We start from the raw sequence: 19367 nt of genomic DNA, 5'->3' as shown, positions 1-19367 counted from the left end.
CCAGGAAGTCCTTACAGCGCCCTTCCGTAGTCGCGGGACTATGCGTTGCATGATCCTCCACACGTTTGTCTTGAGCGTCCGGCAGCACCGCGACGATTGCGCCTATGCAGCGGGCAAGACCATGCTCATTCACCCCGACATGACTGCGATGATGGATGGCGTTGGGGAGTCACGCTCAGGACCGAAGCGAGGATCATCAACGGCGACGGCCCTACGCTTGTGCGATCGGCTCAAGCCCCAGCGTCAGCAACAACTTTCTGATGGCGCACGTCGGCTCCAGCGGCGAGCAGGCCACACCGGTCATCGCGTTCGGCGGCTCGGTTGCATCGTTGGGTGCGTCAGCGAAAGGCGGCGCAAGCGTCGGGCTTTAGGAGCCAACCATCCGCCAGGCGATCCGTCACCCAGCCGCGCCGATATCGACATCACCCGCGCGATCATCGCGGCGGGCAAGCCGCTCGATATCGCGGTCCACGATCATCTGATCGTCGGTCTCAACGGTCAGCCTGCGCGCCAAGGGGTTGATCTGACCATCACGGCAGCAGGAAGGTGCCTTCGATGATCGTGATGCAGGTGCCGCTGAGCACCACGCGATCACCGTCGAGGCGGCAGCCGAGCCGCCCCCCGCGCGCTTGCCTGATAGGCAGAGAAACGGTCGCGCCCCAGCCGCTCCGCCCAATATGGCACGACGACGGCGTGAGCACCGCCGGTTACGGGGTCTTCGGGAATGCCGAACGCCGGGGTGAACGCGCGGCTAACGATATCACTCGTGTCGCCGGGGGCGGTGACGATCACCAGCAAACGCCCGTGCGTGGCGAGCGCAACCTGATCGGGGGCACAGGCGCGCACTGCTGCTTCGTCCGCGAGGACCGCGACCGCATAGCCGCCGTCATGCCACAAGGTCTCCACCGCTTCGACCCGCAACGCCGCGACGATCGCGGGCAGTTCCTTCGATGCGGGGCGCAACGCCGGCAGCGACAACGCATATCCCGCGCCGTCGCGGGTGACCTGCAACACGCCCGACTGCCGGGTACGGAACCGCACCGATGGCCGATCGGTGTCCGACGCCAGCACGACATGGCCGGCGGCGAGCGTCGCGTGGCCACAGAGCGCGATTTCGGCGGCGGGTGTGAACCACCGCAACTCGTACTCCGCGGTCTCACCGTCGTCCGGCACCAGAAAAGCCGTCTCCGACAGGTTGTTCTCCTGCGCGATCCGCAGCAGCGTCTCATCGTCGAGCCAGGTCGGCAGCGGCATCACCGCCGCCGGGTTGCCGCCGAACGCCTGGTCGGCAAAGGCATCGACCTGCGTGAACGGGATGCGCATCGTTGGCGGGCCTCCTACAGGCGCTTCGAGAACCAGTGCGGCGTGACGTCCGCCTCCACCAACGGATTGTCGGTATCAACATGCCCTTCCGGATCGAGATGGATCAGCGTTTCGACCCGCGGGAAGGTGTCGCGGAGCGCGCGTTCGACGCGCTCGACGATGTCATGCGCCGCGCGAACCGACAGATTGGCGTCGACCTCCATGTGGAATTGCGCGAAGTCGTGGCTCCCGGCGCGGCGGGTACGGAAGTCGTGAATGCCGCGGATGCCCGGCTGGCGAGCGGCGACCTCCATGAAGGCGGCACGCTGCCCTTCCGACCATTCCTTGTCCATCAGCATGTCGATCGCCTGGCTCGACGCCTGGAACGCGCCCCATGCCAGCCATGCGGCGATCGCGATGCCGAACACCGGATCGGCCCCCGAGATGCCGACATATTGATCGAGCACCAACGCCGCGATCACCGCGACGTTGAGCAGCATGTCCGATTGATAATGGACATTGTCGGCCATGATCGCGATCGAGCCGGTCTGGCGGATGATACTGCGCTGATAAGCGAGCAATGCGAAGGTCGCGACCATCGCCGCGATCGACACGCCGATCCCCAGCCCGGCGTCTTCATTGGCGACCGGATCGGAAAAGCGCCGGATCGCCTGTACCGCGATCCCGATCGCCGAAGCGGTGATGAGCACGACCTGAAACAGCGCCGCCAGCGCCTCCGCCTTGCCATGGCCGAAGCGATGGTCGTGGTCGGCAGGCTCGGCGGCGAGCTTCACGCCATAGAGCGTGACGAGGCTGGCGAGCAGGTCGAGCCCGGTGTCCGCAAGGCTGCCCAGCATCGCGATCGATCCGGTATGCCAGGCGGCATAGCCCTTCACGATCAACAAGGTGCAGGCCATCGCCACGCTCGCCAGCGCGGCGCGCATCGCGAGCGGGATGATCCGGCGGCGTTCGTCGCGCGTCATGGGAACAGCAATCCTTCGCGCCAGCCACCCTGCGCATCGGGCGCGAACACGCGCCGTTCGTGCAGCCGGTGCGCACGGTCATGCCAGAATTCGAGGTGGTCGGGCGTGACGCGGTAACCGCCCCAATTGGGTGGACGCGGCACGTGCTGTCCGTCGAAGCGCGCTGTCATCTCGGCGAAACGCGCCTCGAAGGTCGCGCGATCGTCGAGCGGGCGCGATTGTTCGGACGCCCACGCGCCGAGTTGCGAGTCGCGCCCGCGAGTCGCGAAATAGGCGTCGCTTTCCTGATCGGTGGTGTGGGTCACCGCGCCCTCGATCCGGATCTGCCGGCGCAGCGATTTCCAGTGGAAGAGCAACGCCGCCTGCGCATTGACCGCTAGGTCGCCGGCCTTGCGGCTGCCGCGGTTGGTATAGAAGACGAAGCCGTCCGGGCCGTGCCCCTTCAACAGCACCATCCGCACCGACGGCCGGCCGCGCGCATCCGCGGTCGCCAGCGCCATCGCATTCGGGTCGTTCGGCTCACTCTCGCGCGCCTCGGCGTACCAGCGGTCGAACAAGGAAAAGGGATCGTCGGCCATGGCGGCGCTCTTACCGCGATCGGCTGGAAAGGTCATCATTGTCGTTCATAGCGGTATTGATTATTATCACCGTGGAGGTGGATCATGGCGAGCAGCGTGAAACTGGGCGACCGGCTGGAAAGCTATGTCGACGAACTAGTGCAGAAGGGCCGCTATGGTTCGCGTAGCGAGGTGCTGCGGGAAGGGGTGCGGCTTGTCCACGAACGCGAATCGTGGCTGGCGATGGTTCAGGCGCAGGTCGACCGCGGTCTCGCCGACGTCGATGCCGGACGGGTTTTTACCATCGACGAGGTTCGCGCAGACTTCCACCGGCGCTTCAAGCCGCAGGCATGAAGGTCGCGATTGCTGCCGGAGCGTGGGACGATCTTGGTGCAATCGGCGAGTGGATCGCACGCGACGATCCGGGCCGCGCAGTCGGCTACATCGATGAATTGCTTGATGCCTGTGCAGCCCTCGCGATCTATCCGCGCATCTACCCACGATGGCCACATCATTCCGCTCGCGAAATCCGGCGCTTGAATCACAACGATTATGCAATCTTCTACGAAGTTCGCGCGAACGATATCCAGGTACTCGCCTTCGCCCATGGTGCACGCGATCTCGGCGCTGTGTTAGATGCACGTTAAGCCCCGGAACCCCCGCCGCGCCCGATGATTGAATCGCTCTCGCAACGAGAGGCTTATCCGATGGCGGCGCGCGCATACTGGCAGGGGCAGATCCGTTTGGCGCTGGTGTCGATCCCCGTCGAAATCTACTCCGCCACCAAGTCCGGTGCGCAGGTCGCCTTTCACCAGATCCACGAACCGAGCGGGCAGCGGATCAAATACGAGAAGGTCGCGCCCGGTGTCGGCCCGGTCGATACCGACGAGATCATGAAGGGCTTCGAGATCGAGAAGGGCGAATATGTCCTGCTCGAACAGGATGAGATCGACGCGGTCAAGCTCGAGTCGAAGAAGACGCTGGAGCTCACCCAGTTCGTCGACGCGCACGAGATCGACGTGCTCTATTACGAGAAGCCGTATTTCGTCGTCCCCGCCGACGACCTCGCCGAGGAAGCGTTCATCGTGCTTCGCGAGGCGTTGCGTCGCACGAAGAAGGTCGGGCTCGGGCAACTTGCGATGCGCGGTCGCGAATATGTGGTCAGCCTGAAGCCGTGCGGGCGTGGCATGATCCTCGAAACCTTGCGCTATGCCGACGAGGTTCACCGCGCGCAGGGATATTTCCGTGACATTCCCGACGACAAGCCGGACGCCGAATTGCTCGACCTCGCCGAGGCGCTGATCGAGAAGAAGGCCGCGGCGTTCGATCCGGCCGAGTTCCACGACCGCTATGTCGATGCGCTCAAGGACCTGATCGAGCGCAAGCGCAAGGCGAAGGGTCGCAAGATCATCGAGGACAAGGGCGATGACGGCGGGCGGTCGGGCTCGAATGTCGTCGACCTGATGGCGGCGCTCAAAAAGTCGATGGAGGGCAAGGGCGGCACCACGGAGAAGAAGACTCCGGCGCGCAAGCCTGCCGCCCGCAAACCGGCGGCGAAGACGAAGAAAAGTGCTTGAGCTTCATCCCGTTGACGGGGCTGCCAAATGACCGACCCGCTCGCCCCCTATAATGCCAAGCGCAATTTCGCGAAGACCGCCGAGCCGGCCGGGACGCTCGCGCCCGGGAAAGGCAACAGCTTCATCGTGCAGAAGCACGATGCGACGCGATTGCACTGGGATTTCCGGTTGGAAGTCAACGGCGTCCTGAAAAGCTGGGCCGTCACCCGCGGCCCGAGTCTCGACCCGAACGAGAAGCGTCTGGCGGTGCGGACCGAGGATCATCCGCTTTCTTATCAGACGTTTGAGGGGACCATTCCGGCGGGTGAATATGGTGGTGGGACGGTGATGTTGTGGGACCGCGGCACCTGGTCGCCGGTCAAGGGCAAGAGTGCCGCCGACATCGACAAGGGCCATCTGCACTTCGTCCTGGATGGCGAGCGGATGAAGGGGGAGTGGCTGCTGATCCGGCTGCGCCCGCGCGGCAAAGAACGCCGCGAAAACTGGCTGTTACGCAAGATCGAGGATGCCGCGGCGGGTGGCACCGACACGCTGGTGGAGACGGCGCTGACCAGTGTCGCGACCGGGCGGACGATGCAGGAAATCGCCGACGGCAAGGGTGGGAAACCGGCCCGGAAGCGCAAATCGGGCAAGCCGCCCGTCTACGAGCCGCCACAGCTCTGTACGCTCGTGGACCACGTTCCGGGCGGCGGGGAGTGGATACATGAGGTGAAATACGACGGCTATCGCGCGTTGATCGCGGTCGGGGGCGGCAAGGCGAAGGTTTTTACCCGCAGCGGGCTCGATTGGAGCGACAAATTCCCCGGCATCGCCGAAGCCGCCGCCGCGCTCCCCGCCACGACCGCGCTGATCGATGGTGAAATCGTCGCGTTCAAGCAGGGCAGGCCCGATTTCTCGACGCTCAAGGATGCGATCGGCGCGGGGGGCGCGATGACGCTGTTTGCGTTCGACCTGCTAGAAGTGGATGGCAAGGATCTGCGCGACCAGCCCAATGTCGCGCGCAAGGAGCGGCTGCGTGCACTGGTCGGCGGCGGCGAGGAGCGGCTGCGCTTTGCCGAGCATATCGTCGGCGCCGGCGAGGAATTGTTCGAGACGATGTGCCGCGAAGGCTATGAGGGCGTCGTCTCCAAACGCGCCGATGCGCCGTATCGCGGGAAGCGGACGTCCGCATGGCTGAAGATCAAGTGTATCCGGCGGCAAGAGTTCGTGATCGTCGGCTGGCTGCCCTCCACCAAGTCGCGCGGGCTGCGGTCGTTGCTGCTCGGCGTGCATGACGGCGACACGCTGCGCTATGCCGGCAAGGTCGGCACCGGATTCGACGCCGCGATGATCGACGAGCTGCGGACGCGGCTCGACAAACTGGCGCGCAAGACCGCCACGGTCGAGGCACCGCGTGCGGCGGTAAAAGGAGCGCATTGGGTAAAGCCCGAGCTGGTGGCGGAGGTCGCCTTCGCCGAGACGACGCCCGACGGCGTGCTGCGCCATTCGAGCTTCATCGGGTTGCGCGGCGACAAGCCGGCGGCGGAGGTGGTCGCCGAGCGGCCGGCAGCGCCGCCGAAGGTCGAGTCGCAGATCAAGGTCACCAATCGCGATCGCGTGATCTTTCCCGAGAGCGACGTCACCAAGGGGCAGCTCGCCGATTATTATGCGACGGTCGCGGGGATCATGCTGCCATGGGCGGGGCATCGGCCGGTCAGCCTGGTGCGTTGCCCGCAAGGGCGAGCGCGGCAATGCTTCTTCCAGAAGCACGACGCCGGATCGTTCGGCGATACCGTGCATCAGGTGCCGATCCGCGAGAAGGACGGCAGCACCGAGAACTATCTGTATGTCGACGACGCCGACGGTCTGGTCGCGTGCGTGCAGATGGGAACGATCGAGTTCCACGGCTGGGGATCGCGCATCGATGCGCTTGAACGACCAGACCGGCTGGTGTTCGACCTCGACCCCGACGAAGGGCTGGGCTTCGAGGAAACCAAGCGCGCCGCCGTACACCTGAAAGAGCAACTCGCCGAACTGGGGCTGGTCAGCTTCCCGTTGCTGTCGGGGGGCAAGGGCGTCCATGTCGTCGTGCCGCTGACCCCCAAGGCCGAATGGCCGGCGGTCCGCGACTTCGCGGAGCGGTTTGCGCGCGCGCTGGCGCATGCCGATCCCGAGCGGTTCGTGGCCGTCATGAGCAAGGCCAAGCGCAAGGGGCGGATCTTCATCGACTATCTGCGCAACCAGCGCGGCGCGACCGCGATCATGCCCTATGCCGCGCGCGCACGCGCCGGTGCGCCGGTCGCGGCGCCGGTATCGTGGACCGAACTGCGCGATCTCGACAGCGCCGCGCATTGGCACGTCGGCGATGCCGAGGCGCTGATCGCGCGCGCCAATGGACGATCGCTGAAGGAGTGGGGCGTCGCCGATCAGGTGCTGCCCGACCTTTAGGGTCTGTACCCAATCGCAACAAGGTCGTGACGGAGCGGATTTTGGCGCCAGGCTAGGAGCAAGGAGGGAGCGATGCCCAAGCATCGTGACCGACGCGCGACGCCGCCTGGCGCCAAAATCCGCCCGCCGCTTCGCGGTCGCCCCTGGAAGGCCGCCCAGCATCGTCGCTTGCTTGCGGGTAGCGCAGCTACCCGACTGCGCTTCGCTCCTCGTGGGCGGCCTTCCAGAGGCGATCACGATCCTTGTTGCGATTGAGTACAGACCCTAAGCGGCGCGGTCGATTCCGATTGCTTAACCCGGTCGCGGCATTAGGGTCGCCCCGGTTGGCTGAAGGAGGAAACGCTGGCCACGCAGCCCCTCTTCGATACCGGCACCCTCGCCCGCCGCCGCTTCGACGATTACGCAGGCACGTCGTCCGACACGATGCGCGCCGGTGCCGGCGCGCCGTGGCTGGCGGTGCTCGAGGAATTGTCCGCGGTCGCGGGCGACGATCTCGGCCATGCGCGCGAGCGGGTGCAGCGGCACGCGATCGATATCGGCACCGGTTTCCGCATCATCGGCGAGGACAGCGAGCGGCCGTGGCCGGTCAGCCCGATGCCGCTGCTGATCGAGGCGGAGGAATGGTCCCTGATCGAGCGCGGGATCGTCCAGCGCGCCGATCTGTTCGAGACGATCCTCGCCGATCTGTACGGCCCGTCGAAGCTGGTGGAACGCGGGCACTTTCCCGCGACGCTCGTCACCGGCAGCCCGTTCTTCCTGCGCCCGCTGGTCGGGCTGGCGCCACCCGGCGGGCACCATCTGCATTTCGTCGCGATCGACCTGGGGCGCAGTCCGTCGGGCGAGTGGCGCGTGCTTGCCGACCACCTGCGTGCGCCGACCGGGGCGGGCTATGCGCTGGAGAACCGGCTTGCGGTCAGCCGCACGCTAGGCGGGCTGCAGGCGCGGCTCAACGTGCGTCGCCACGCGCCGTTCTTCGCGGCGTTCCGCGAGGGGCTGGCCGCGGCGTGCCGGCGCAGCGATCCGCGCATCGGATTGCTGACCCCTGGGCGCTACAATCCCAGCTACCCCGAACAGGCGCATCTGGCGCGCTATCTGGGGCTGTTGCTGGTCGAAGGCGACGATCTCGCCGCGCTGGAGGATCGGCTGTACGTCCGCACGATCGGCGGGCTGAAGCGTGTCGATGCGCTGTGGCGGCGGCTCGATCCGCGGCTGCTCGATCCGCTGGCGTTCGATTCGCACTCGCGGATCGGGGTGCCGGGGCTGATCGACGTCTGGGCGCAGGGCAATGTCGTGCTCGCCAATGCGCCCGGCGCCGGGGTGCTGGAAAGCCCGGCGTTCGGGGCGTTCCTGCCGCAACTCAGCACGCGGCTGACCGGCGCGGACCTGATCCTGCCCAATATCGCGACCTGGTGGTGCGGGCAGCCGCGCGAGGCGGCGCATGTCGCGGGCGAGTTCGGGTCGATGCTGCTGTCGCCGGCGTTCGGCGCGCGAACGCTGGGACTGCCGGGCGAGGCACCGGTCGCGGGGGCGGACCTGACGCAGGAGCAGCGCGCCGCATTCCTCGACGATCTCACGCGGCGTCCGCAGGATTACGTCGGGCAGGAAATCGTGCGGCTGTCGACGATGCCGGTCATCATCGAGGACCGGCTGGAGCCACGCCCGTTCACGCTGCGGGTGTTCGCGGCGCGCGATGCGCAGGGCAATTGGCAGGTATTGCCGGGCGGCTTCGCGCGGATCGGCGAGCATCCCGACCCGCGGGCCGCGGTGCTGGGCGAAGGGACGTGGTCTGCGGACGTCTGCGTCCACGGTGCGGAGCCGGTTTCGCCGGTTTCGTTGCTGCCCGCGCCGGACTCGCTCCACATAAGGCGCAATCCCGGCACCTTGCCGAGCCGGGTCGCGGACAATTTCTTCTGGCTCGGGCGCTATCTGGATCGCGGCGAGGCGTTGCTGGCGGCGATCCGGGTGATGCTCGGCCATTCGATCGACGCCGATACCGGCGCGGCGCCCGATGACGCGACGATCGCCAAGCTGGTCGCCGAGATCGTCGACAGCGGCGCGGCCCCTGCCCCGACCGGCTTCCGCCGCGCCGAGTTGATCGCCTTCGCGCGCACCGCGATGGAAGCGCGCGACGGCTGGCAATCGGTGGCGGCGATCAACACCCATGCGCAGCGGATCGCCGGCGGATCGCGCGACCGGCTGTCGGTGGACATGGTGCGGTTGCTCGACGCGCCCTTCCCGACGCATCGCGGGATGCTCGACCGCGCCGGGTCGCTCCAGCGCCGCTATGCCGCGATCGCCGGGCTGTCGGCCGAGCATATGGGGCGGACCGCGGCGTGGCGGTTCCACGATCTCGGGCGGCGGATCGAGCGGGCGCGGGCGATCACGCGCGCGGCGCGGATCTTCGGGATGAGCGGCGCGTCGGCCGGCGATCTGTCGACGCTGCTCGACCTCGCCGACAGCCAGATCAGCTATCGCCAGCGCTATCTGACCGGGATCGCGCGGGTGCCGGTGGTCGATCTGACGGTACTCGATCCCGGCAATCCGCGCGCGCTGGCGTTCCAGGTCGAGCGGATCCGCGAGCATCTGGCGGCGCTGCCGGTGCTCGACGACGACGGCATGGCCGAGCCGCAGCAGATCGAGGCGACCGAACTGCACGCCCTGGTCGCCCCGGCGCAGGCGGCACTGCTCGATCCCGAGACGCTGTCGGAGGTCGAGAATCGGCTGTTCCGGCTGTCGGAGGCGATCGCGCGGCGGTATTTCCTGCAGGGTGCGGAGCCGTTGCGGGCGAGCGGGTTGACGCTGGCGTGAGCCCGCTCGCCCCCTACCCCTCCGTTCGTGCTGAGGAGGCATTGAGCGCAGTCGAAATGCCGTCTCGAAGCATCGCGCGTACCCTTCGAGACGAGGCTTCGACTTCGCTCAGCCTCTCCTCAGGGCGAACGGGTGTGGCGGCGAGAGGAACGGCCTGATCGATGCGCTATGACATCCGCCACATCACCCGCTTCGACTATGGCAATGCGGTCAAGTTCGCGCGCTGCAACCTGCGGCTGAAGCCGATCGACTGGCCGGGGCAGAAGCTGGAGGAATATGCGCTCCATGTCGCGCCCTCCGGGCGGACCACCGAGGCACATGCCGAAGCGGGGCTGGCGCATGTCACCCGGCTGGTGGTCGACGAGCGGGTCCGGCGGCTGACGATCGAGAGTGTCGCGCGGCTGACGGTCGACCGGCTGGTGCCGGTGCCCGACGCGAGCGATCTCTCGATCGCCGAGGTCTGCGCGCTCGCCCGTGCGTCCGGCGACGTCTCGGCGGCGGGGCCGGCGGCGTATCTGTTCCCGTCGCCGTTGATCCCGCTCGACCGTGCGATCGCCGATTATTGCGCGCCCGATCTGTCGCCCGACCGCAACGTGCTGGAGGCCGGGATCGCGCTGGCGCGGCGGATCCAGCGCGACTTTGCGTTCGATCCCACGGCGACCCTGGTCGACACGCCGCCGCACGAGGCGTTCGCCAAGCGCAGCGGCGTCTGTCAGGATTTCGCGCAGATCATGCTGACCGGGCTGCGTGCCGCCGGGCTGCCCGCCGCTTATGCCTCGGGCTATATCCGCACCATCCCGCCGCCCGGGCAGGAACGGCTGGTCGGCGCCGATGCGACGCACGCCTGGGTGCTGATCTGGTGCGGGCCGGTGCGCGGCTGGGTCGGGGTCGATCCCACCAACGGCATCTGGATGGCAGGCGACCATATCGTCGTCGCGATCGGGCGCGACTATGCCGAGATCGCGCCGGTCGACGGCGTGGTGCTGGGATCGGGGGCGCAGGCGATGGAGGTCAGCGTCGACGTGGCGCCGATCGTCGAGGGCATCGTCGAGGCGATCGCGGAGCCAGCGTAACGATTGCGCTTCGCGCGACACTGCCCCACATAGGCGAGTAACACACCAACCGGGGACGACATGGCCGATCCATATGCGACGCTGGGCGTGGCGCGCGGCGCCAGCGAGGCGGACATCAAGAAAGCGTATCGCAAGCTCGCCAAGGAGCTGCATCCCGACCGCAACCGCGACAATCCGAAGGCGGCGGAGAAGTTCGGGCAGGTCACCAGCGCCTATGACCTGCTGACCGACAAGGACAAGCGCGCGCGCTTCGACCGTGGCGAGATCGACGGCGACGGCAACCCGGCCGCGCCGTTCGGCTTCGGCGCGGGCGGGCGCGGACAGGCGGGCAACGGCGGGTTCCGGCCTGAGGGCTTCGACATGAGCGGGATGGGCGGCGGCGCGGGCGGCCCGGACATGAGCGACATCTTCGAGGGGCTGTTCGGCGGCGGCGCGCGCGCGGCGGCGGCGGCGGCGGCGGTGCTGGCGGGTTCGCCAGCGGCTTCGGACGGCGGCAGCCGCCGGCGAAGGGCGGCAATGTCGCCTATGCGCTGCGCGTGCCGTTCACCGACGCCGCGACGCTCGCCCCGCAGCGCGTGACGCTGGCGGGTGGGACGACGATCGATCTCAAGCTGCCCGCCGGGGTGGATACCGGCACGCAGATGCGGCTGGCGGGCAAGGGCGACACCGGTCCCGGCGGCGCGGGCGACGCGATCGTGACGATCGAGGTGCAGCCGCACCGCTTCTTCACGCGGGACGGCGACGACGTGCGCCTCGACCTGCCGATCACGCTCAAGGAAGCGGTCGAGGGCGGCAAGGTGAAGTGTCCGACGGTCGACAATCCGGTGATGATCACCGTCCCCACCGGCGCGACCTCCGGCAAGACGTTGCGCTTGAAGGGAAAGGGCTTCCACCGCAAGGGCGGCGAGCGTGGCGATCAGTTGGTGACGCTGGTGGTCGACGTGCCCGCGAACGATGCGGCGCTGAAGGCGTTCGTGGCCGGCTGGGACGGCGGCGGGAACCCCCGCGCGGCGATGGGCGTCTGATCGTGCGTGACCGACGCCCCGCTATCGCTGACGCCTGAAGACCGCGGGCGCCACCACGGCGCCGCGCGTCGCCGGCTCGACCGACAGCTCGCTCACCTCCGCCCCGGCGCCTATGCCTGGGAGGTGTTCAAGCGCGCGGTGATCGGCGTGTGGACCGACGGGTTCATCTATGCGGGCAACCTCGCCTATCTCGCGCTGATGACGGTGTTTCCGTTCTTCATCGTCGCGGCGGCGGTGGCGTCCTTGTTCGGGCAGAGCGACGAGGTGCAGCACGGGCTGGCCAGTTTCCTGTCGGTGCTGCCGCGCGACGTGGCGGACGTGCTGCGGACGCCGATCGCCAATGTCCTGCAAGCGCGCACGGGGCCGCTGCTGTGGTTCGGTGCACTGGTCGGGCTGTGGACGGTCGGCAGCTTCGCGGAGACGATCCGCGACATCTTCCGCAAAGCCTATGGCACGCGCTCGTCGCAGTCGTTGTGGCGCGCGCGGCTGGGGCTGAGCATCGCGATCATCGCCTCGGTGGTGATCGCCCTGTTCGCGTTTCTGGTGCAGGGCATCCTGACCGCCGCCGAGCAGTTCATCTATCGCCTGCTGCCGGTCGCGCAGCATGTCGCCGAATGGCTCAATATCGCGCGGCTGGTGCCGGCGGCGATCATGTTCGGCGCGCTCTACATGCTGTTCTATTCGGTGACGCCCGGCAAATATCGCCGCAGCGATGCGCGCAAATGGCCCGGCGCCTTGTTCACGACCCTGTGGTGGGTGAGCATGACCGCCGGGCTGCCCTGGGCGCTGTCGCAGCTCGGCGGCTATGACCTGACCTATGGCAGCCTGGCGGGTGTGGTGGTGATGCTGTTGTTCTTCTATCTGATCGGGCTGGGACTGGTCTTCGGCGCGCACCTCAACGCGGCACTGGCGGAGCCGCCCGAACCGGTTGTAGAGGGGACCGGACAGGGTGAATAATAATGCAGGTACACGCGTGAACGAATTGATGGCGGGCAAGCGCGGGCTCATCATGGGGCTGGCCAACGACAAGTCGCTGGCCTGGGGAATCGCCAAGAAGCTGAGCGAGGCCGGTGCCGAACTCGCCTTCTCCTATCAGGGCGCGGCGATGGAGAAGCGCGTGCGGCCGCTCGCCGAGCAACTGGGCGTCGCGCGACTGTTCGATTGCGACGTGTCGGATATGGACGCGCTCGACGCGACCTTCGCGGCGCTGGCGGAAGAATGGCCGACGATCGACTTCGTGGTCCATGCGATCGGCTTCTCTGACAAGTCCCAGCTGCGCGGACGCTATTACGACACGACGCTCGACAACTTCCTGATGACGATGAACATCTCCGCCTATTCGCTGGTCGCGGTCGCACAGCGCGCGCGGCGGATGATGCCGGAGGGCGGCTCGATCCTGACGCTGACCTATTATGGCGCGGAGAAGGTGATCCCGCACTACAACGTCATGGGCGTGGCCAAGGCGGCGCTGGAGACGAGCGTCAAGTATCTCGCGGTCGATCTGGGCCCCGACAACATCCGCATCAACGCGATCTCGGCCGGGCCGATCCAGACGCTGGCGGCGCGCGGGATCGGCGATTTCAACTACATCCTCAAGTGGAACGAGCTGAACGCCCCACTGCGCCGGACCGTGACGATCGAGGACGTCGGCGGTGCGGGGCTGTACATGCTCTCCGATTTGGCGAGCGGCGTGACCGGCGAGATCCACCATGTCGACGCTGGGTACAATGTGATCGGGATGAAGGCCGAGGACGCGCCCGACATCGCGCTGGCGTGAGCGTTGAAGGTGCGAGCATTGGGAGCGTGACGATCGCGGTCCGCCCGGCGGCCGGCGGCGATGTCGCCGCGATCGACGCGCTGCTTCGGGCCGTCTTTACGCGCGCGGACGAGGCCGATCTGGTGCGGCAGCTTTGCGTCGATGGCGACATGGTGCTGATGACGGTCGCTGTGGATGAGGAGCGTGGCGCGCTGGTCGGCGCGGTCGCGTTCAGCCGGATGGCGGTCGATGTCGGCGGCAAGGCGATTGCGGCGGTCGCGCTCGCTCCGGTGGCGGTCGCGGAGACTTATCGTCGGCAGGGCGTCGCCGAGGCGTTGATCCATGCCGGGATCGAGCGGATCGAGGCGGCGCGCGTCGTGCTGTGCTTCGTACTGGGTGAGCCGGCCTTCTACACGCGGTTCGGCTTCCACGGTGATTATGCCAAGAACTTCGCTTCGCCTTATGCGGGCGAGCATCTGATGGCGCTGCCGATCCAGGGCGGGTTGATACCCTGCGGCGAGCGTGGGGCCGCTACCCATGCGCCCGCGTTCGCCCGGCTCGGTGAGGCTTAGGGCGGGATAGACAGAGGTTAGACTTTCCCTTTCGACCAGGATGACGTGGGCCGACCCACGTTCGTCATTGCTTCGCTGCGCTCGCAATGACGGCTCCGGTTCGACGTTGTGTCATCGCACTTTAGCGTGCTGTTCATCAATCCTGACGTGTACCCCGGCGACGGCCGGGGCTCAGTTGAGGACGCTACTGATGTGCGTCGCGCTTCATCTTCTGGACCTTCCCAACTGGGCCCCGGCCTTCGCCGGGGTACAGATAGAGGTGGTTGAAGCCAGCTGAATCAAACCCCAGGGCCTCGATCGATCGAGGCGATGATGTCACGCGCGAAAAAGCGCACCAATTACACTCCGTTAAGCACCAAATCTTACAAGGTGCGGAATGGATCACCCTTCCGACCGGCTCTTCCTCGCTGCACAGGTGACCGCGGGAATCGCGGCGCTTGCCGTCATGAGCCTGTATCCGCCCGCCGAGGGGCGCATCCTGCTGGTCCCGGTGCTTAATCACGACGTCAACGCCACGGCGCGGCTGGCGCTGTCCTCTGGTGCGGCGCTGCTCGGCGAAGGGCCGCTGCCCGGATCGCTGGTGGTGGTGGGCAGCAGGGCGCAGATGGCGACGGTAATTCACCCGTGGCAGATCCTGATGCTCGCCGCCCCGCCCGCCGGATGCGGCACCCCCTCGCGACAGGCCAACGTCGCATGAGCACGCCGACCGATCCGCTCGACCGGATGCGCATGTACGGCGTCAGGGGCTGGGCATGGGCGGGCTGGATCGTGCTCGCCGGGCTGTGCGCGGGCGACTTGGTGATCGGCGGGGGCAAGCTGCCGGTGATCCTTGCGGTCGGGCTGCTCGCCAATATCGGGCCGACGGCGATGATGGTGCTCGGCCGCTACGATGCGGCGGCGCGCGCCACGATGGGCACGCTGGCGTCGGTGCTGCCGGCGCTGCTGGTGTTCGTCCTGCAAGGACGCGCCTGGCAGATGGACGCGCATATGTATTTCTTCGTCGCGATGGCGGCGTTGCTGGTCCTCGCCGATTGGCGGCCGATCCTGATCGCGACCGGGCTGACCGCGGTGCATCACCTCTTGCTCGAATGGTTCGCGCCCGATTGGGTGTTCGACGGCAATGGCGATCTCGGCCGGGTGCTGTTCCATGTCGTCGCGGTCGGATTGCAGTTCGGCGCGCTGACCGTGGTCACGCTGATGCTGGAGCGGCTGTTCGCCGCGCAGGAGCGCAGCCTGCAACGCGCGCGCGAGCTGATCGCGATTGCCGAGGACGGCCGTCGGGCCACCGAAAACGCGCTAGAGCAAGCGCGGCTCGCCGAAGACCGGGCCGCGCGCGAGCGGCGACGGCGCGAGGAACAGGCAGCGCAGGTCGCACAGGAGCGCCGCGGCGAGTTGATGATGCTGGCGAGTGAGTTCGAACGCTCGGTCACCTCGATCGTCGGCGGGATCGCGCAGGCGAGCGAGCGGCTCGAACAGGCGGCGATCCAGCTCGAAGGCGGCACCACCGCCGCGCGCGGCGACGCCGTGTCGGCGGCGACGAGCGCGGTCGAGGCGGCATCCGATATCGCTCAGGTCGCCGCGTCGATCCGCGACCTGACCCAGTCGATCCAGACGATCGCGGTCGCCGCCGAGCTCCAGTCGCACCTGACCGACGGGGTCAGCACCGCCGCGCAGCGCAGCGTCCAGACCGCCGCAATGCTGGAGGAGCAGGCGGTGCAGATCGAGGGCTTCCTGGCGGACATTCGACGGATCGCGGCGCAGACCAACCTGCTGGCGCTGAACGCGACGATCGAGGCGTCGCGTGCGGGCGAGGCGGGGCGCGGCTTCGCGGTGGTCGCGGGCGAGGTCAAGGCGCTGTCGGCCGACACGACGCGCGCCAGCGACCGCATCGGCGTGCTGATCGCGGGGATCCGCGAGGGAGTGGCGGAAACCGGCCAGAAACTCCGCAGCGTGACCCAGGCGGTTGCCGAAGTGTCGTGCGCGGCGCGCGGGATCGCGGTGGCCGCCGACGAGCAGCGCCACAGCGCGATGGAAGTCGATGGCGGCGCGGCGCGCGCGGCGGATATGGCCGAGGCGATCGGCGGCGGGATCGGGGCGCTGGTCGAAACGGTCGGCAAGGCTTCGACCCTGTCGGCGACGGTGCGCAACAGCGCGAGCGCGCTGGCGACCAGCGCGCGCGACCTGCATGGGTCGACCAACCGGTTCGTCGCGTTCCTGACGTGCGAGCGGTTGGCGGCGGAGTAGCGCGAGGTTTTCGCTGACGTGCGTCCGTCGCTCCGTACTTGATCCGGCAAGACCGCCAATTTTCCGTCATTCCCGCGTAGGCGGGAATCCAGACGCGCAGGTCTGTCGATAGGGGCGATACGTCAGAGGTTCTGGATTCCCGCCTTCGCGGGAATGACGGGCAAGGGTGGAAGCGGCATCCGCGAAAGGGCGGCGGCGGAGTAGCGGGGGTTTCCGCTGACGCGCGTCCGTCGCCCCGGCCTTGATCCGGCAAGACGGCCCGTCTTCCGTCATTCCCGCGGAGGCGGGAATCCAGACGCGCAGGTCTGTCGATAGGGGCGGTACGTCAGAGGTTCTGGATTCCCGCCTTCGCGGGAATGACGGGGAACGGTTGAAGCGGCATCCGCGAAGGGGGCGGCAACGTGGCGGGGTATCGGTCGGTCAGGCCGCCGCACCTGCTCCGGTTGTGCGGAGGTTGTCGAAGCACGTGCCTGGAACACGCCCTTCGACAGGTTCAGGGCGAACGGGGGTGGAGGAAGGACATGCTCCGCTGCTGCACCGCTTCCAGCGCAATGCCGGCCAGGTTCTGCGTACGCTTGATATAGCGGATGCGCAGCCGTCCGGCGGGGCGGGGCAGCGACTGGAAACGCTCATAATGGTCGCGATAGGCCGGCGGGCAGCGGATCGCGCCGTGTGCCTGCGCGATCACCGCCGCGGCGTCGCCGAGCAGCACCGCTTCGCCAAGCGCGAGATCGTTCGCGAGCGTCAGCGCAGCGATCAGCGCCAGCCATTCGGCCTCCATGCTGCTGCCCGCGCCGAGGTCGCGGCGCATGTAGGTCCGCCCGCCCGCGACCAGCGCATATTCCATCCCGGCGGGCGAATAGCCGCCGTCGAAGAAAATCTTCACGCCTGCCGCCACTCCCCGGCGCAAGGTCGCCGAGCGACCACTCGCCGACCCGGCAGCGGATCAGCCGCAGCGTCGGGTGGCCGACCGCCGCGGTCATGCGGCGGACCTGCCGGTTGCGCCCCTCGCGGATCGTCAGCGCGATCCAGCTGTCGGGGATGCTCGCGCGGTAGCGGATCGGCGGGGTGCGCGGCCAGATGGCGGGGGCGTCGAGGCGCGTGGCCTCGGCAGGCAGGGTCATGCCGTCCTTGAGCATCACGCCCGTGCGGAGCGCCGCCAGCGCGGCATCGTCGGGGACGCCCTCGACCTGCACCCAATAGGTCTTGGGCAGCTTGAATTTCGGATCGGCGATCCGCGCCTGCAACCGGCCATCGTCGGTGAGCAGCAACAGCCCCTCGCTGTCGCGGTCGAGCCGTCCGGCGGGATAGACGCCGGGCAGGTCGATATAGTCGGAGAGCGTCGAGCGCGTGGTGGGCGCGCCGCGGTCGGTGAACTGGCTCAGCACATCATATGGCTTGTTGAACAGGATCAGCGTCATGCGCGCGCGATCTGCTGCGCCACCGCCTCCGCCACCCGGATCCCGTCGACCGCCGCCGAGAGGATGCCGCCGGCATAGCCCGCGCCCTCCCCCGCCGGATACAGGCCGCGGGTGTTGAGGCTCTGCATGTCTTCGCCGCGCGTGAAGCGCACCGGCGAGGAGGTGCGCGTCTCGACTCCGGTCATCACGACATCGGGGTGGTCGTAGCCCTTGATCTGGCGGCCGAACACCGGGATCGCCTCACGCATCGCCGCGATCGCGAAGTCGGGGAGACATTCGGCGAGGTCGGTGGGGGTGACGCCGGGCTTGTACGAGGGCACGACGCTGCCGAGCGTCGTCGAGGCGCGACCGGCGAGGAAGTCGCCGACGCGCTGCGCGGGGGCGTGATAATTGGAGCCGCCCGCGACATAGGCTTGCGCCTCGATCCGGCGTTGCAGCGCCAGCCCGGCGAGCGGGTCGCCGGGATAGTCGCGTTCGGGGTCGATCGCGACGACGAAGCCGGAATTGGCGTTGCGCTCGTTGCGCGAATATTGGCTCATGCCGTTGGTGGCGACGCGGCCTTCCTCGCTGGTCGCGGCGACGACGGTGCCGCCGGGGCACATGCAGAAGCTGTAGACCGTCCGGCCGTTCGAGCAGTGGTGCGAGATGTGATATTCGGCCGCGCCCAGAACGGGATGGCCGGCATCGGGGCCGAAGCGCGCGCGGTCGATCCAGGATTGCGGATGTTCGATGCGGACGCCGATCGAGAAGGGCTTGGCCTCGGCATGAACACCGGCCTCGACCAGCATCCCGAACGTGTCGCGCGCGCTGTGGCCGATCGCCATCACGACATGCTCGGCCTCCAGATAGCCGCCGTCGTGGAGGTGCAGCCCGCGGATACGGCGTTCGCCGCCACTCTCCGCGACGTCGAAGCCGGTGACGCGGGTGGAGAAGCGGTATTCGCCGCCGAGTTCCTCGATCGTCGCGCGCATGCTCTCGACCATCGTCACCAGCCGGAAGGTGCCGATGTGCGGGTGCGCTTCGGTGAGGATCTCCTCGGGCGCGCCGGCCTTGACGAATTCGGTCAGCACCTTGCGGTTGAGGTGGCGCGGGTCCTTGATGCGGCTGTAGAGCTTGCCGTCCGAGAAGGTCCCCGCCCCGCCCTCGCCATATTGGACGTTCGATTCCGGGTTGAGGACGCTGCGCCGCCACAGACCCCAGGTGTCCTTGGTCCGCTCACGCACCACCTTGCCGCGCTCTAGGACGATCGGGCGATAGCCAGCCTGCGCGAGGATCAGCGCGGCGAAGAGCCCGCACGGGCCGGCGCCGATCACCACCGGGCGCGGCGCGCCGTCTCTTGCAGACTCTGGAGCGCGGTAGCGGGTGTCGGGGGTGAGCGAGACGTCGCGATCGCGGCGGTTGCGCGCGAGCACGGTGCCCTCGTTCTTCACCGCGACGTCGATGGTGTAGACGAGCTGGATCTTGCCATGTTCGCGCGCATCATTGCCGCGCCGCGCGACCGCAAAACGGATCAGGTCGCGCGGGGTGATGCGCAGCCGCTTGACGATCGCGGCGGGCAGCGCCTCGTCGGCATGGTGGAGCGGCAATTTCAGGTCGGTGATGCGGATCATGGCGGCGGGGCT

Annotated in this window: 16 protein-coding genes and 3 pseudogenes; 13 read left to right on the top strand and 6 right to left on the bottom strand. The window is 67.8% G+C overall.

The genetic code is table 11. The features are described from left to right. Positions 1 to 49: 49 nt before the first annotated feature. Positions 50 to 559, top strand: a complete 510-nt coding sequence (locus tag QP166_RS18895) for a JAB domain-containing protein (protein WP_443027178.1) — start codon at positions 50 to 52, stop codon at positions 557 to 559. Here QP166_RS18895 and QP166_RS01735 read toward each other — a convergent pair. The 3 genes and pseudogenes from QP166_RS01735 to pdxH all read right to left on the bottom strand — a co-directional run bounded on the left by QP166_RS01735 (position 531) and on the right by pdxH (position 2863). Continuing rightward, positions 531 to 1323 (bottom strand): annotated as a pseudogene (locus QP166_RS01735) (PhzF family phenazine biosynthesis protein). The gene QP166_RS18895 and the pseudogene QP166_RS01735 sit on opposite strands and share 29 nt — an antisense overlap. Positions 1324 to 1337: 14 nt before the next feature. Beyond that, positions 1338 to 2285: a cation diffusion facilitator family transporter gene (locus QP166_RS01730; RefSeq protein WP_333914352.1), complete on the bottom strand. Its 948-nt coding sequence runs from the start codon at positions 2283 to 2285 to the stop codon at positions 1338 to 1340. Further along, positions 2282 to 2863, bottom strand: coding sequence for a pyridoxamine 5'-phosphate oxidase (pdxH, locus tag QP166_RS01725; protein ID WP_333914351.1), 582 nt, complete (start codon positions 2861 to 2863; stop codon positions 2282 to 2284). The genes QP166_RS01730 and pdxH overlap by 4 nt, the downstream gene beginning before the upstream one ends. Positions 2864 to 2947: 84 nt before the next feature. Here pdxH and QP166_RS01720 point away from each other — a divergent pair, with 84 nt between their 5' ends. The 12 genes and pseudogenes from QP166_RS01720 (at position 2948) to QP166_RS01665 (ending at position 16324) form a co-directional block, all read left to right on the top strand. Beyond that, positions 2948 to 3196, top strand: coding sequence for a type II toxin-antitoxin system ParD family antitoxin (locus tag QP166_RS01720; protein ID WP_333914350.1), 249 nt, complete (start codon positions 2948 to 2950; stop codon positions 3194 to 3196). After that, positions 3193 to 3489 (top strand): type II toxin-antitoxin system RelE/ParE family toxin, encoded by a 297-nt coding sequence (locus tag QP166_RS01715; protein WP_333914349.1) that lies wholly within the window; start codon positions 3193 to 3195, stop codon positions 3487 to 3489. The genes QP166_RS01720 and QP166_RS01715 overlap by 4 nt, the downstream gene beginning before the upstream one ends. A 60-nt stretch (positions 3490 to 3549) precedes the next feature. Then, positions 3550 to 4419, top strand: coding sequence for a non-homologous end joining protein Ku (gene ku / locus QP166_RS01710; RefSeq protein ID WP_333914348.1), 870 nt, complete (start codon positions 3550 to 3552; stop codon positions 4417 to 4419). Positions 4420 to 4446: 27 nt separating this feature from the next. Next, the gene (gene ligD, locus QP166_RS01705; protein WP_333914347.1) at positions 4447 to 6846 is read left to right on the top strand and encodes a DNA ligase D; all 2400 of its coding nucleotides are present in this window, start codon (positions 4447 to 4449) and stop codon (positions 6844 to 6846) included. A 423-nt stretch (positions 6847 to 7269) separates the two neighbouring features. Further along, entirely contained in the window at positions 7270 to 9654 is a 2385-nt protein-coding gene (locus tag QP166_RS01700) for a circularly permuted type 2 ATP-grasp protein (RefSeq protein ID WP_333914346.1), read from the top strand. A gap of 161 nt (positions 9655 to 9815) precedes the next feature. Then, entirely contained in the window at positions 9816 to 10727 is a 912-nt protein-coding gene (locus QP166_RS01695; protein WP_333914345.1) for a transglutaminase family protein, read from the top strand. Positions 10728 to 10787: 60 nt separating this feature from the next. Further along, positions 10788 to 11752: pseudogene (locus QP166_RS01690) on the top strand (DnaJ C-terminal domain-containing protein). Between the two features lie 6 nt (positions 11753 to 11758). Further along, a complete protein-coding gene (locus QP166_RS01685; protein ID WP_333914344.1) occupies positions 11759 to 12709 on the top strand; it encodes a YihY/virulence factor BrkB family protein in 951 nt (316 codons plus the stop codon). A 16-nt stretch (positions 12710 to 12725) separates the two neighbouring features. Continuing rightward, positions 12726 to 13529: an enoyl-ACP reductase FabI gene (gene fabI / locus QP166_RS01680; RefSeq protein ID WP_333914343.1), complete on the top strand. Its 804-nt coding sequence runs from the start codon at positions 12726 to 12728 to the stop codon at positions 13527 to 13529. Between the two features lie 26 nt (positions 13530 to 13555). Beyond that, on the top strand, positions 13556 to 14080 hold the full coding sequence (locus QP166_RS01675; RefSeq protein ID WP_333914342.1) for a GNAT family N-acetyltransferase: 525 nt from the start codon (positions 13556 to 13558) through the stop codon (positions 14078 to 14080). A 376-nt stretch (positions 14081 to 14456) separates the two neighbouring features. Then, positions 14457 to 14777, top strand: coding sequence for a hypothetical protein (locus QP166_RS01670; RefSeq protein WP_333914341.1), 321 nt, complete (start codon positions 14457 to 14459; stop codon positions 14775 to 14777). Continuing rightward, entirely contained in the window at positions 14774 to 16324 is a 1551-nt protein-coding gene (locus QP166_RS01665; RefSeq protein ID WP_333914340.1) for a methyl-accepting chemotaxis protein, read from the top strand. Before QP166_RS01670 ends, QP166_RS01665 begins: the two co-directional genes overlap by 4 nt. Before the next feature lie 493 nt (positions 16325 to 16817). On the opposite strand, the gene QP166_RS01660 is transcribed toward QP166_RS01665, so the two are convergent. The 3 genes and pseudogenes from QP166_RS01660 to QP166_RS01650 all read right to left on the bottom strand — a co-directional run bounded on the left by QP166_RS01660 (position 16818) and on the right by QP166_RS01650 (position 19355). Then, a complete protein-coding gene (locus QP166_RS01660) occupies positions 16818 to 17210 on the bottom strand; it encodes a reverse transcriptase-like protein (RefSeq protein WP_333914339.1) in 393 nt (130 codons plus the stop codon). Positions 17211 to 17223: 13 nt separating this feature from the next. After that, a pseudogene (locus QP166_RS01655) lies at positions 17224 to 17745 on the bottom strand (pseudouridine synthase); the annotation flags it as partial. Continuing rightward, the gene (locus QP166_RS01650; RefSeq protein WP_333914338.1) at positions 17742 to 19355 is read right to left on the bottom strand and encodes an NAD(P)/FAD-dependent oxidoreductase; all 1614 of its coding nucleotides are present in this window, start codon (positions 19353 to 19355) and stop codon (positions 17742 to 17744) included. The gene QP166_RS01650 and the pseudogene QP166_RS01655, both read right to left, overlap by 4 nt. Positions 19356 to 19367 lie beyond the last annotated feature (12 nt).

Source organism: Sphingomonas sp. LR60 (assembly GCF_036855935.1).
Lineage (GTDB): Bacteria > Pseudomonadota > Alphaproteobacteria > Sphingomonadales > Sphingomonadaceae > Sphingomonas.
The sequence above is the reverse complement of the archived record's forward strand: the minus strand, read 5'-3'. Positions and strand labels throughout refer to the sequence as shown.